12 protein-coding genes are annotated in these 12706 nt (G+C 64.0%); 6 read left to right on the top strand and 6 right to left on the bottom strand.

The window, feature by feature from the left end:
• Positions 1–69: 69 nt before the first annotated feature.
• Genes preA through LSQ66_RS01980 form a run of 5 tightly spaced genes read right to left on the bottom strand, consistent with a single transcriptional unit; the run spans position 70 to position 6741 of the window.
• Positions 70–1359 carry an NAD-dependent dihydropyrimidine dehydrogenase subunit PreA gene (gene preA / locus LSQ66_RS02000; RefSeq protein WP_231768146.1) on the bottom strand — a complete coding sequence of 430 codons (1290 nt, stop codon included), beginning with the start codon at positions 1357–1359 and terminating at the stop codon, positions 70–72.
• A complete protein-coding gene (locus LSQ66_RS01995; protein ID WP_231768145.1) occupies positions 1359–2729 on the bottom strand; it encodes an NAD(P)-dependent oxidoreductase in 1371 nt (456 codons plus the stop codon). The genes preA and LSQ66_RS01995 overlap by 1 nt, the downstream gene beginning before the upstream one ends.
• Positions 2730–2759: 30 nt before the next feature.
• Positions 2760–4262 (bottom strand): CoA-acylating methylmalonate-semialdehyde dehydrogenase, encoded by a 1503-nt coding sequence (locus tag LSQ66_RS01990; protein ID WP_231768144.1) that lies wholly within the window; start codon positions 4260–4262, stop codon positions 2760–2762.
• A gap of 15 nt (positions 4263–4277) precedes the next feature.
• A complete protein-coding gene (gene ald, locus LSQ66_RS01985) occupies positions 4278–5393 on the bottom strand; it encodes an alanine dehydrogenase (RefSeq protein WP_231768143.1) in 1116 nt (371 codons plus the stop codon).
• Between the two features lie 31 nt (positions 5394–5424).
• On the bottom strand, positions 5425–6741 hold the full coding sequence (locus tag LSQ66_RS01980; RefSeq protein ID WP_231768142.1) for an aspartate aminotransferase family protein: 1317 nt from the start codon (positions 6739–6741) through the stop codon (positions 5425–5427).
• Positions 6742–6917: 176 nt separating this feature from the next.
• On the opposite strand from LSQ66_RS01980, the gene LSQ66_RS01975 reads away from it, so the two are divergent.
• Both LSQ66_RS01975 and LSQ66_RS01970 read left to right on the top strand, forming a co-directional pair.
• The gene (locus tag LSQ66_RS01975; RefSeq protein ID WP_231768141.1) at positions 6918–8384 is read left to right on the top strand and encodes an aminotransferase-like domain-containing protein; all 1467 of its coding nucleotides are present in this window, start codon (positions 6918–6920) and stop codon (positions 8382–8384) included.
• A complete protein-coding gene (locus LSQ66_RS01970) occupies positions 8377–9012 on the top strand; it encodes a TetR/AcrR family transcriptional regulator (protein ID WP_231768140.1) in 636 nt (211 codons plus the stop codon). Before LSQ66_RS01975 ends, LSQ66_RS01970 begins: the two co-directional genes overlap by 8 nt.
• Here the strand turns inward: LSQ66_RS01970 and LSQ66_RS01965 are convergent.
• On the bottom strand, positions 8972–9946 hold the full coding sequence (locus tag LSQ66_RS01965) for a choice-of-anchor A family protein (protein ID WP_231768139.1): 975 nt from the start codon (positions 9944–9946) through the stop codon (positions 8972–8974). The genes LSQ66_RS01970 and LSQ66_RS01965 overlap by 41 nt on opposite strands.
• A gap of 96 nt (positions 9947–10042) precedes the next feature.
• On the opposite strand from LSQ66_RS01965, the gene LSQ66_RS01960 reads away from it, so the two are divergent.
• The 4 genes from LSQ66_RS01960 (at position 10043) to LSQ66_RS01945 (ending at position 12647) form a co-directional block, all read left to right on the top strand.
• A complete protein-coding gene (locus LSQ66_RS01960) occupies positions 10043–10594 on the top strand; it encodes a GNAT family N-acetyltransferase (protein WP_231768138.1) in 552 nt (183 codons plus the stop codon).
• Positions 10595–10714: 120 nt separating this feature from the next.
• Entirely contained in the window at positions 10715–10978 is a 264-nt protein-coding gene (locus tag LSQ66_RS01955) for a hypothetical protein (RefSeq protein ID WP_231768137.1), read from the top strand.
• A gap of 2 nt (positions 10979–10980) precedes the next feature.
• Positions 10981–11886, top strand: coding sequence for a sensor histidine kinase (locus LSQ66_RS01950; protein ID WP_231768136.1), 906 nt, complete (start codon positions 10981–10983; stop codon positions 11884–11886).
• Complete coding sequence (locus tag LSQ66_RS01945) at positions 11883–12647, top strand: LytR/AlgR family response regulator transcription factor (protein WP_231768135.1); 765 nt, start codon at positions 11883–11885, stop codon at positions 12645–12647. Before LSQ66_RS01950 ends, LSQ66_RS01945 begins: the two co-directional genes overlap by 4 nt.
• The last annotated feature ends 59 nt before the right edge of the window (positions 12648–12706 follow it).

Genomic DNA, 12706 nt, shown 5'->3' with positions numbered 1-12706 from the left:
TCCCGCGCAGGCGGGAACCCAGGGGCGTTTAGGCGCACTCCTGGATCCCCGCCTTCGCGGGGATGACGGTTACGCTGCTTCGGTGACTTTCTCGGCGCGGGGGTTACGCGGGTCCTGCGTCCAGTTCATGTAGCCCTTGCCGGTCGCTTGCGGCACCATGGTAATACAACCTTGCACCGGGCAGGTGATCTCGCAGAGATTGCAGCCGACGCACTCCTCCTTGTTTACTTCATAGGTGCGCACGCCGGTCGCCTCGTCCACCAGCTGCCAGATCGACTGGTGCGAGGTGTCTTCGCAGGCCACGAAGCAACGGCCGCACTTGATGCAGTCGTCCTGGCTGATCTGGGCCACCACCTTGTAGTTCATGTCCAGGTATTTCCAGTCCGTGGTGTTCGGCACGGCCTTGCCCTTGAAATCGTCCAGGGTCTGGTAACCCTTGCTGTCCATCCAGCGCGACAGGCCGTCCTTCATCTCCTCGACGATGCGGAAGCCGTGCAGCATGGCGGCCGTGCAGACCTGCACGCAGCCCGCGCCAAGGGAGATGAACTCCGCCGCATCGCGCCAGTTGTTGATGCCGCCGATGCCGGAGATGGGCAAGCCTTTCGTCTGCGGATCGCGCGCAATCTCGGCCACCATGTTCAGCGCAATCGGCTTCACGGCGGTGCCGCAATAGCCGCCGTGCGTGCTGGCCGTGCCCACGGTGGGCAGGGCCACCATGCGGTCCAGGTCGATGGAGGTGATGGAGTTGATGGTGTTGATCAGCGAAACGGCATCCGCGCCGCCCGCCTGCGCCGCCCGCGCTGGCCAGCGGATATCCGTGATGTTGGGCGTGAGCTTCACGATGACGGGAAGCTTCGTGTGCTTCTTGCACCAGCTGGTCACGTTCTGCACGTATTCCGGCACCTGCCCCACGGCCGCGCCCATGCCGCGCTCCGGCATGCCGTGCGGGCAGCCGAAATTGAGTTCGATGCCATCCGCGCCCGTTGCTTCCACCTTGGGCAGGATATCGGCCCAGTAATGCTCCTCGCAGGGCAGCATCAGCGAGACCACGATGGCGCGGTCCGGCCAGGCCTTCTTCACGGCCGTAATCTCTTCCAGGTTGATTTCCAGGCTGCGGTCCGTAATCAGCTCGATATTATTGAAGCCGATGACTTCGCGGTTCTTTCCGTAGATCGCCGAATAGCGGGAGGACACATTGACGGCTGGAGGATCTTCGCCCAGCGTCTTCCATACCACGCCGCCCCAACCCGCCTCGAAGGCGCGGACGACGTTGTAGGCCTTGTCGGTCGGCGGAGCGGAGGCCAGCCAGAAGGGGTTCGGCGACTTGATGCCGCAGAAGTCGATGCTCAGGTCAGCCATTATGCAGCCTCCACTTTCGATTGGATGTCTGAATGAATCGCGTGCGCGGCCAGCTTCCCGTGCTGGACGGCCTGCACGGTGAGATCCTGGCCGGGCGCCACGCAGTCGCCGCCCGCATAGATCCCCGGCAGCACGGTGCGGAAGTGGGCGTCCACATGGATCTTGTCGCCATCACGCTTGAGCTGCGTTGCAAGCGGATCGCTCAGGGACACAGCTTCCATGCTCTGGCCGATGGCCTTGAACACCGCATCGGCGGCGATCTCGAAGGTTTCGCCGGTGCCCACCAGGCGGTTCGCCTCCAGCATGGTTTTCTCGAAGCGCATGCCGCGCACATGGCCCTTTTCGTCCAGCAGCACCTGCTGCGGCTGGGCCCAGGTCACCATGCGTACCTGGTTCGCCTTGGCGATGTCCTGTTCGTGGTGCGTGGCGCTCATGGCATCGAAGCCGCGGCGGTAGACCAGCGTCACTTCCTCGGCGCCCAGGCGCTGGATCTGCACGGCCATGTCGATGGCCGTATTACCAGCGCCAATGACGATGGCGCGGCGCGGCAGCGGCAGCGCGGAGAGGTCGCTGGCCTGGCGCAGGGCGGCGATGTATTCCACCGCCGCCAACAGGCCGGGCGCATCCTCGCCGGTCAGGCCAAGCTGGCGGCTGGCGCCCAGGCCCAGGCCGAGGAAGACGGCGTCGTACTGCGCATGCAAGTCCTTCAGGTGCAGGTTGTCGCCCAGCTTGCGGCCGTACTGGATTTCGATACCGCCGATACCGAGCAGGAAGTCCACTTCCTTCTGGGCGAAGTTGTCGGTCAGCTTGTATTTGGCGATGCCGTATTCATTCAGGCCGCCCGCCTTTTCCTGTGCTTCGTAGATCACCACGTCATTGCCCAGCATGGCGAGGCGGTGGGCGCAGGAGAGGCCTGCGGGGCCGGCGCCCACCACGGCGATCTTGCGGCCGGTGCCCGGCGCGCGCTGGAAGGGGTGGCCTTCGATGGTCATGTTGTCCAGCGCGTAGCGCTGCAGCAGGCCGATTTTCACAGGCTGGCCTTCGGCGTCGTGATTGCGCACGCAGGCGTCCTCGCACAGGATCTCCGTGGGGCACACACGCGAGCAGCTGCCACCCAGGATGTTCTGTTTCAGAATGCCCTGCGCGGCGCCGTTGATGTTCCTGTCGTGGATGTTGCGGATGAAGCTCGCCACATCGATTTCGGAGGGGCAGATGCGGGTGCAGGGTGCGTCGTAGCAGTAAAGGCAGCGGGCGCTTTCAATCGCCGCCTGGCGCGCGTTCAAGGGCGGTGCGAGGTCGGTGAAGTGCGTGGCCAGCTCGTTGCCGGTGGCTTTGGGCTGCGGTAGGTATTTCAGCGATTCGATCGTCATGATTCATCCCTGGTGTCGTTCTGCTCTTGCTTACTTCATCTGCGGGAATGCAAATTCCGCGCCTGCGCTGGCGGTGTTGGGCCAGCGCTGCATCACGGCCTTGTGGCGGGTGTAGAAGCGCACGCCTTCGGGGCCGTATGCGTGGTGGTCGCCGAACAGGCTGCGCTTCCAGCCGCCGAAGCTGTTGAAGGCCATCGGCACCGGCAGGGGCACGTTCACGCCTACCATGCCCACCTGGATCTGGCGCACGAACTCGCGCGCCACGCCGCCGTCGCGCGTGAAGACCGCCACGCCGTTGCCATATTCGTTGGCGTTGATCAGCTCCACGGCGCTGGCAATGTCCGGCAGGCGCATCACGCACAGCACGGGGCCAAAAATCTCTTCCTTGTAGATCGTCATGTCCTGCGTCACGTGGTCGAACAGCGTGCCGCCGACGAAGAAGCCGTTGGGACGTCCTTCCACCTGATAGCCGCGGCCATCCACCAGCAGCTTGGCGCCCTGCTCCACGCCTTCCCCGATCAAACGTTCGATGCGCTGCTTGGCTGCCGCCGTGACGACAGGCCCCATCTCGGCATCGGCCGCCATGCCGTCGCGCACTTTCAGTGCGGCGGTGCGCTGTTCCAGTGCGCCAATCACCTTGTCGCCTGCGTCGCCAACCGCCGCGACAACGGAGATCGCCATGCAGCGTTCGCCCGCCGAACCGTAGGCCGCGCCCATCAGGGCGTCGATGGCCATTTCCATGTCCGCATCGGGCATCACCACCATGTGGTTCTTGGCGCCGCCCAGGGCCTGCACGCGCTTGCCGCTTGCGCTGCCCTTGGCGTAGATGTATTCCGCGATCGGCGTGGAACCGACAAAGCTCACGGCCTGAATCTCTGGATGATCGAGAATCGCATCCACCGTCACCTTGTCGCCCTGGACCACGTTGAAGACGCCGTCCGGCAGGCCTGCTTCCTTCAGCAGCCGCGCATGCAGCAGCGAAGGAGAAGGATCGCGCTCGGAAGGCTTGAGCACGAAGGTATTGCCACAGGCGATGGCGATGGGGAACATCCACATCGGCACCATCACCGGGAAGTTGAACGGCGTGATACCTGCCACCACGCCGAGAGGCTGGCGCATGGCCCAGGCGTCGATGCCGCGCGCAATCTGGTCGGTGAATTCGCCCTTGAGCAGCTGTGGAATGCCGCAGGCGAATTCCACCACCTCGATACCACGCGCCACTTCACCCTTTGCGTCCGCGAAGGTCTTGCCGTGTTCGCGCGTCAGCATGGCCGCGAATTCATCGGTGTGTTCCTGGCAGAGCTGCATGTAGCGGAACAGCACGCGCGCGCGGGTCAGCGCGGGCGTGTTGGACCAGGCAGGGAAAGCGGCGTGCGCCGCCTTCACCGCCGCATCCACCTCCTCCGCCGTGCCCAGCGCCACACGGGCCACCGGCTCGCCCAGCGCGGGGTTGAACACGTCGGCATAACGGCCGCTCAGCGTATCCACCTTGCTGCCGTTGATGAAGTGGGTGATGGTATCGAGATTGCTCATAGTGGTTCCAAAAGGTCAGGCCAGCATGGTGTCTGCCGGTACATAGGGATAGCCGAGCGCATGGGCCACCGCCTCATAGGTGACCTTGCCCTGGCATACGTTCAATCCGTTCTTCAGGTGCGGGTTGGCCTGCAGCGCCTTCACCCAGCCCTTGTCCGCCAGGGCCACGGCATGGCCGATGGTGGCGTTGTTCAGCGCAAAGGTGGAGGTGCGGGCCACCGCGCCCGGCATGTTCGCCACGCAGTAGTGCACCACACCGTCCACCACGAAGGTGGGCTTCTCGTGCGTGGTGGCGTGGGAGGTTTCGAAGCAGCCGCCCTGGTCGATGGCAACGTCCACCACCACGGAGCCCTGCTTCATGCGCGACACCATGGCGCGCGTCACCAGCTTGGGCGCTGCGGCGCCGGGCACCAGCACGCCGCCGATCACGAGGTCCGCATCCAGCACGGCTTCCTCGATGGTGTGGGCGTTCGAATACATGGTCTGCACGCGGTTGCCGAACACGAGGTCGAGCTGGCGCAGGCGGTCCACGTTCTTGTCCAGCACCGTGACGCGCGCGCCCATGCCCACGGCGATCTGCAGGGCGTTGGTGCCGACCACGCCAGCGCCGATAATGGCCACATGGCCGGGAGCCACGCCAGGCACGCCACCCAGCAGCAGGCCCATGCCGCCCTTGGATTTTTCGAGGTGCGCTGCGCCGGCCTGGATGGACATGCGCCCCGCCACTTCGCTCATGGGCGCCAGCAGCGGCAGGCCGCCACCGGGGCCGGTGATGGTTTCATAGGCGATGCAGACGGCGCCGGATGCCACCAGCGCCTTGGTCTGCTCGGGATCGGGCGCCAGGTGCAGGTAGGTGTAGAGAATCTGGTTCGGGCGCAGCATGGCGCATTCCTGCGGCTGCGGCTCCTTCACTTTCACGATCATGTCGGCACGGGCGAAGACTTCCTGCGCCGTATCGACGATGGTGGCGCCGGAAGCGGCGTACATCTCGTCCGTCAGTCCGATGGCTGCGCCGGCATTCTGTTGCACCAGAACCTGGTGGCCGCGCAGAGTCAGCTCTTTCACGCTGGCCGGGGTAAGGCCAACGCGCGATTCCTGATTCTTGATCTCCTTCGGTACGCCTACAAGCATGGTTGTCTCCTCTTTATGGGAATCGCGCTCTTTACTCCAGTTCTTTCAGCACCTTGGTAAGTTTGCCGAACAGTTCATCGATATGTTTTTTCTCGAAGACCAGAGGCGGCGACAGCGCGATGATGTCGCCGGTCACGCGGATCAGGATGCCGTCCGCGAAAGCTTTCTTGAACGCCGAATAGGCGCGTGCGCCCGGCTTGCCGGGGATGGGGGCGAGCTCGATGCCCGCGATCAGGCCGATGGTACGCAGGTCGATCACATGCGGCAGGCCTTTCAGCGAATGCACGGCATCGGCCCAGTAATCCTGAATGCTGGCCGCATGCTCCAGGATCTTCTGTTCCTTGAACACTTCGATGGTGGCCAGCGAAGCCGCGCAGGCCACGGGATGGCCCGAATAGGTGTAGCCGTGGAACAGTTCAATGCCCGCCGGGGAATCCATGAAGGCGTCGTACACGAACTGCTTGGTGAAGACCGCACCCATGGGGATGGTGCCGTTGGTCAGGCCCTTCGCGGTGGTCATCATGTCCGGCTCGACGTCGAAGTAGTCGGCGGCGAAAGGCGTGGTGAGGCGGCCGAAGCCCGTGATCACCTCGTCGAAGATCAGCAGGATGCCGTGCTTGGTGCACAGCTCGCGCAGGCGCTTCAGGTAGCCCTTGGGCGGAATCAGCACGCCGGTGGACCCGGCGACCGGCTCCACGATCACGGCGGCGATGGTGGACGCGTCATGCAGCGCGACGATGCGTTCGAGTTCGTCCGCCAGGTTGGCGCCGTGTTCCGGCTCGCCGCGCGTGTAGGCGTTCTTCTCCAGATTGTGCGTGTGCGGCAGATGATCCACGCCCGGCAGCATCACGCCGTAAGGCTTGCGGTTGCCCGCGATGCCGCCGACGGAGATGCCGCCGAAGCCCACGCCATGGTAGCCGCGCTCGCGGCCGATGAAGCGGGTGCGGCTCGCATCGCCGCGCGCCTTGTGGTACGCCAGCGCCATCTTCAGCGCCGTATCCACCGCCTCGGAGCCGGAGTTCGTATAGAACACGTGGCCGTAACGCTTGTTGGTATATTCCATCAGCTGTTCGGCGAGGTCGAAGGCTGCGGGGTGGCCCATCTGGAAGGTGGGCGCGAAATCGAGCTGGCCCACCATCTCGCGCACCGCGGCCACGATCTTCGGCTGCGCGTGGCCGCAGGGCACGCACCACAGGCCTGCCGTGCCGTCCAGGATGGCGTTGCCGTCTACATCCTTGTAGTACACGCCCTCGGCTGACACCAGCAGGCGGGGACTGGCCTTGAAGTCCCGATTGTTCGTGAAGGGCATCCAGAAAGCGGATAGCGATGCTGGCCGGGACTCATTCATACATTTCTCCTGTGCGTCTTTGACGGCTCGTAAAATTCTTTACCAGTTGGCAAAATGATGATGCAATAATAGTCAGCGCTTTAACTATGGCACATATACACAATTAGAAAAACATTCCAACCGTACAGGTCTCAAAAACACTACAGTTTCCTGTCCGCAGGCTAACGGAGTCAACGATGGATAGACATGGCTTTGCGCCCGATCAAGGCACGCCCGGCACGGCCGGATGGCCCGTGATCGCCCTGGAGCGCGCGAGCAAAGGCAGCCTGGTGGACAAGATCGTTGCCGCCATCACGGAGATGGTCGCCAGCAAGGAATTGCGCGTCGGGACAAAAATGCCTTCCGTACGGCAATTCGCAAAGTGTAATGGCGTCAGCACCTTTACAGTTGTGGAGTCCTACGACCGGCTCGTGACGCTGGGCCTGCTCTCCTCGCGCAGGGGTTCCGGCTACTACGTGGCGCGCCAGGAGCTGCCCGCCCTGCTGAGCCCCGCCCTCGCCACCAGCCCGGCCGCTGTGGATGCGCTGACGCCGGAGCTCTATTCCGGCGTTACGGACGCCCTGCCGGTGGGCGCGGGCTGGCTGCCGCCGGAATGGTATGGCGAGGATACGATTCTGGACGCCGTGCGCCAGGCCATGCGCATTCCGGCCAACCGCCTGCGCGGCTACGGCCATCCCCTCGGGTTCCCCAGCCTGCGCCAGCATGTGGCCTCCACCCTGAGCGACGAGCTGCTGCCGGTGGAACCCGAACAGATCCTGCTCACGCACGGCGCCACCCACGCCTTCGACCTCATACTGCGCACGCTCACCAAGCCGGGCGACACCGTCTTCGTCGAAGACCCCGGCTACAGCAACCTGCATTCGCTGATCCGCCACCACGGCTGCCACATCGTGGGCATTCCGCGCGGCGAGAACGGGCTGGATCTGGACCAACTCGCCGAACAGGCGAAGGCCGCCCAGCCCAAACTGATGTTCGTGAACACGGTGCTGCAGAATCCCCTTGGCACCTCGCTCACCCAGGCGCAGGCCCACCGCCTGCTCGCGCTGGCCGAGCAATTCGACTTCTGGCTGGTGGAGGACGACATCTACCGCGAGCTCACGCCGCGCGGTGAGGCCTCGCTGGCGGCGATGGATGGCCTGCGGCGCGTGATCCGCGTCGGCAGTTTCTCCAAGACGCTTTCGCCCGTGCTGCGCGTGGGCTCCATCTGCGCCTCCGCCTCGCTGCTGCCGGAACTGGTGCGGGTGAAGATGCTGGCGGGGCTCACAACCTCCGAAGTGAACGAGCGCGCCGTCTACCACGCCATTACGGCGCGGCCCTACAAGCGCATGGTGGAAAAGCTGGTGGCGCAGCTGGACGCGGGACGCGAACGCAGCATCGAAGTGCTGGCCGAAGCGGGCATGGCGCCCGTTGCCCGTCCGCGCGGCGGCATGTTCGTGAGCGCCGGCTGGCCGGAAGCGCCCAGCCAGGCATGGAACGGCAAGGTGGTGGCCGACCTGGCGCTGAAGGCTGGCATCCTGCTCTCGCCCAATGAATTCTTCATGCTTCGGCCCAGCCCAACCATCTGGTTCCGCTTCAACGTGGCCTACACGGACACGCCACAGCTCCACGGCTTCCTGCTTTCGGCGAGGAGAAACCATGGCTAAGTTCAGCAATGTCTCGCGCCGCATGCTCCAGCGCGACAAGCTGGAAGCGGACATCCTGGCCGAAGCCGTGCGCACTTTCGCAGAATGCGGCTACGAGGGCGCGTCCATCTCCGTGATCGCGGAGAATGCCGGGCTGTCGAAGCAGAACCTCATGTACTACTTCCCCACCAAGCAGGCGCTCTACCAGCGCGTGCTGGACAACGTGCTGGACGAATGGCTGGAACGCATGGCCAGCCTCGCCGATCCCGCCCAGTCGCCGCAGGACCTGCTGCGCGCGTACATCCAGGCCAAGCTGCGCTTCTCCCGCGAGCAGCCATTGGCATCCCGCGTCTATGCGATGGAGGTTATCGGCGGCGCGCAGCTTTACGGCCCGCAGATCCGCGAGCGTGTGGTGCCGCTGCTGCGGAGGGACATTGAAGTATTCGAGCAGTGGATCGCGGCGGGCCGCATTGCACCCGTCAACGCCACCCACCTGCTGTTTGCGATCTGGGCGATGACCCAGTCCTACGCCGACTTTGCGGCCCAGATGTCGCTGGTGCTGGACCGCAAGGAACTGTCGCGCCGCGATTTCGAAGCGGCGGAGGAGACTATTGTCCGGATGGTTCTTGCGGCGGTGGCTCTACCCTGATTTCCGCGCCGCGGCGGCTGCGGCGGCCGAGAAAGCCGATCAGGCAGAAGCCGATCAGGCCCATGGCCCAGGGCGCGGGTTCCGCCACGCTGGGCGCGAAGCCCTGCACATTCGCGGCCTGGAAGGCATTTCCCGCATTGACCTGGGTTTGCGCAGCCCAGTTTCCGGCGATGACGTTGCCGGTGATGACGCCGCCGCCCGTTACTGTCGCCAGGGGCGCAAGCACGCTGGCTTCAAGGCCGATGCTGGCGAAGTTCAGGTGCGTGGATTCGTAGAAGTTGAACAGCACGTTGTAGTTGCTGAAGGCGCCGAAGCCGCCGCCGTTCTGGTTGAAGCCCAATGCATCCGCACCACTCACGTTGAAGATCAGCGTCGCATTGGCCGCGAGATTACTCACATTCAGCCAGTTCACGCTTTGCAGCATGGCGCCCGTGAGGTCGAACACCTCGACGGACTTCCCGGTGCCGCTCACGAACAGGCCGCCCCACTGGGTGTTCACGCTTCCCGTGCTGGGCGCCTGCGCCAGCGCTGACGAAACGCCAAGCGCCTGGGAAGCCATGGCGCCGAGGTTCAAGCCCGTGGGAGCGCCCGCCGCGAAGCTTGCACTGTCCGCGCCGAAGGAAGTCAGCAGACTGGTTCCGCCCACATACCACTGGCCGTTGCTGATGGAACCGGAGTTGTAATTGAGGTTGCCGCCCACGACGAGCGAATAGCTGCCGTAGGCGTCTTCGTTCTTCGCGTTGATGGAGTAGTTGGCGACATTCGCGTCGCCGCGCACGATGACGGCGCCTTCCACGTCCGACCCCATGGCGGTGAAACTGCCGAGGCTGAAAAGATTGGCTCCCTTGATGAAGCCCAGGTCCAGGGTGTCCGCTTTGGCCGCACCCGCCAGCAGCGCGCCCGCCAGCATGGTGCCCGTTATCAATTTCGACATCTTGTTTCAACCGCTGCAATAAAACAGCAGACACGATACCATCGTTTTTCTACCTATAAACCTTTAAGCTGAGAAAAACCTCACTTCTGAACCAAAATGCCACCCTTCGCCCCGTTCACCCTGCAATGCGAGCGCCTGAAGTTGCGCTTTATCACTGAATCCGACGCGGAAGGGTTGCTGCGCGTCTTCTCCGATCCTGCAGTCATGCGCTACGGAAGCAGCGCACCGTGGACCACGCTTGAGCAGGCGCAGCAGTCCATCGCCACCACGCTGGCGGGCTACGAGGCCGGAAACTACCTGCGCCTGGGCATCGATATCGACGGCGTGCTGGCGGGCGCGGTGACGCTGCGGGCCTTCGACATGCAGAACCGGCGTTGCGAAATCGGCTACCTGCTACGCAGGGAATTCTGGGGCAAGGGCTATATGCACGAAGCGCTGCCTGCGATGATTTCCTACGCCTTCGACACGCTGGACCTGAACCGCATCGAGGCCGACGTCGATCCCCGCAACGAGGCCTCGGCACGCCTGCTCGAACGTATGCATTTCCGCAAGGAAGGCCTGATGCGGGAACGCTGGATCGTGAATGGGGAGGTGTGCGACAGCGATGTGTTCGGGCTGCTGCGCGCGGACTGGCGCGCAGCCCGCTGAGCACACCATTCGTCAGCCGCTGCCGCAAATCATCCCCCGAAAGTTGCGCTCCATCGGAAAGCGCTACCTTGGTGCAAGTTTGATGGGTACAGTGAAACCATCGAACAAGGAGGAACACGTATGAAAACCATCAACCGCAGCTTTTCCGATTGCCTGAACGACGCCAGCGATGCCGTGCTGCGCTCATTCCGCCACGCACTGCGCCAGATCGAGCGCATGTCCTGGCCCTCGCTGCTGGCGATGTGCATCCTGCTCGCGCTGGTCGTGATGATCCTGCCGCTGGCCTTCACGCTCTTCGTCTGTTTCATGCTGGTGAAAGTCGTGGTGGGCGCCTTCGGCGTGAAGCACCTGCCGCGTCCAACCGAGGAAAAACAGGGCGAATGATCATGAACCCGGTCGCCAAAAGGAACGCCATCGGCTTCGTGCGCGAAGTCGGCGAAACTGCCAGTGCGCTGTGGTGGCAGTTCTTCGACTGGCTGGCGCAGGTGCCAATGCGCCAGCTGGTGGTGACCTGGGTGCTGGCACTGCTCCTGGGCTGCACGCCCATTCTGCTGCCGGAGCAGGCGGCCGCCTTCGTGCTGATTTCGCTGGGCCTGAAGGTGCTGGCCGGCGGCAAGCGCAAGGCCGAAATCGAAGCGCGCAAGGCATCCGAACAGGCGGGCACGGAAACGCTGGAGCGCAAGCTGGTGGAGGCCCAGATGGCCGCGCTGCAGGCGCAGGTGGAACCGCACTTCCTGTTCAATACCCTGGCCCTGATCGGCCAACTGATCGAAACCGATCCGCCGCAGGCGGCGAAGATCCACACGCATCTGATCGAATATCTGCGCTCCACCCTGCCCCAGATGCGGGCGCGCGGCAGCGGCACGCTGGGAAGGCAGATAGCGCTTTCGCGCTCCTACCTCGCCATCATGCAGGCGCGCATGAAGTCGCGGCTCTCCGTGTCCATCGACGTGCCGCCGGAACTGGAGTCCGCGACCTTCCCGCCCATGATGCTGCAGATCCTGATCGAGAACTGCATCAAGCACGGGCTGGAACCGAAGATCGAGGGCGGCCGCATCGACATCCGCGCCAGCGTGAACGGCAACATGATGCAGGTGGACGTGCAGGACGATGGCGTCGGCTTCAGCCTCTATGCGGGCGACGGTGTGGGCCTGACGAATATCCGCGAGCGCCTGAAGCTCGTGTACGGAACGCGCGCCCAGCTGCTGATCGAGCAGCCTGCGGAAGGCGGCTGCCGCGCCTCCATCCGTGTGCCCTTTGCGCCGGACATTTTTGCAGGAGCGCCAGCATGAGCCATCCCCGCGCCACCGCACTGATTGCGGACGATGAAGAACCCATGCGCGACATGCTGCGCGCACGGCTCGCCGAATGCTGGCCGGAGCTGGAGATTGTGGCCGAAGCGGGCAACGGCATCGAAGCCATTGCGCTGGCGGGGCAGCACCAGCCGGACATCGTTTTCCTCGACATCCGCATGCCGGGCATGAGCGGCATCGAGGCGGCGCGCATGCTGTTCAACCGCTGCCATATCGTCTTCATCACGGCCTACGACCAATATGCCATTGAAGCCTTCGAACAGGGCGCGCTGGACTACCTGCTGAAACCCGCGGGCGGTGAACGCCTCAAGGCCACCTGCGCGCGGCTGCAGGCGCGCGTCGGCAAGAAGCCGAACAATATCGAACGGCAGCTCTCCGCCCTCCTCTCCCACCGTGCGCCGGAAAAGCAGCGCGACTACCTGCACTGGATCCAGGCGCAGGTGGGCAACAGCCTGCGCATGATCAGCACGCGCGAAATCCTCTTCTTCCGCGCGGACGAGAAATACACGCGCGTACAGACGGCGGAAGGCGAAGTGCTGATCCGCAAAACGCTCAAGGAACTGGAAGACGAACTCAATCCCAACGAGTTCTGGCGCATCCACCGTTCCACGCTGGTGCGGGTGGACGCCATTGCCGAGGTGACGCGCGACCTGCGCGGGCGGCAGATGGTGCGGGTGCGGAATTCGAAGGAAGAGCTGGAAGTCAGCCGGGGCAACACCCATTTATTCCAGCAAATGTAAGGCCCTTTCACTGTTGCGTACGAATACCTGACGCCGCTTGCTCCTCCTCCGGGGCTGGT

The organism is Massilia endophytica (assembly GCF_021165955.1).
GTDB lineage: Bacteria > Pseudomonadota > Gammaproteobacteria > Burkholderiales > Burkholderiaceae_D > Rugamonas > Rugamonas endophytica.
This window is presented reverse-complemented; position numbering and strand designations above follow the sequence as displayed.

Bases quoted from the DNA above. Each gene is read 5' to 3' on its own strand.
- LSQ66_RS01960 (WP_231768138.1), top strand. From the start codon at position 10,043: ATGCCACCCTTCGCCCCGTTCACCCTGCAATGCGAGCGCCTGAAGTTG.
- preA (WP_231768146.1), bottom strand. From the start codon at position 1,359: ATGGCTGACCTGAGCATCGACTTCTGCGGCATCAAGTCGCCGAACCCC.
- LSQ66_RS01995 (WP_231768145.1), bottom strand. From the start codon at position 2,729: ATGACGATCGAATCGCTGAAATACCTACCGCAGCCCAAAGCCACCGGC.
- LSQ66_RS01950 (WP_231768136.1), top strand. From the start codon at position 10,981: ATGAACCCGGTCGCCAAAAGGAACGCCATCGGCTTCGTGCGCGAAGTC.
- LSQ66_RS01955 (WP_231768137.1), top strand. From the start codon at position 10,715: ATGAAAACCATCAACCGCAGCTTTTCCGATTGCCTGAACGACGCCAGC.
- LSQ66_RS01990 (WP_231768144.1), bottom strand. From the start codon at position 4,262: ATGAGCAATCTCGATACCATCACCCACTTCATCAACGGCAGCAAGGTG.
- LSQ66_RS01945 (WP_231768135.1), top strand. From the start codon at position 11,883: ATGAGCCATCCCCGCGCCACCGCACTGATTGCGGACGATGAAGAACCC.
- ald (WP_231768143.1), bottom strand. From the start codon at position 5,393: ATGCTTGTAGGCGTACCGAAGGAGATCAAGAATCAGGAATCGCGCGTT.
- LSQ66_RS01965 (WP_231768139.1), bottom strand. From the start codon at position 9,946: ATGTCGAAATTGATAACGGGCACCATGCTGGCGGGCGCGCTGCTGGCG.
- LSQ66_RS01975 (WP_231768141.1), top strand. From the start codon at position 6,918: ATGGATAGACATGGCTTTGCGCCCGATCAAGGCACGCCCGGCACGGCC.
- LSQ66_RS01980 (WP_231768142.1), bottom strand. From the start codon at position 6,741: ATGAATGAGTCCCGGCCAGCATCGCTATCCGCTTTCTGGATGCCCTTC.
- LSQ66_RS01970 (WP_231768140.1), top strand. From the start codon at position 8,377: ATGGCTAAGTTCAGCAATGTCTCGCGCCGCATGCTCCAGCGCGACAAG.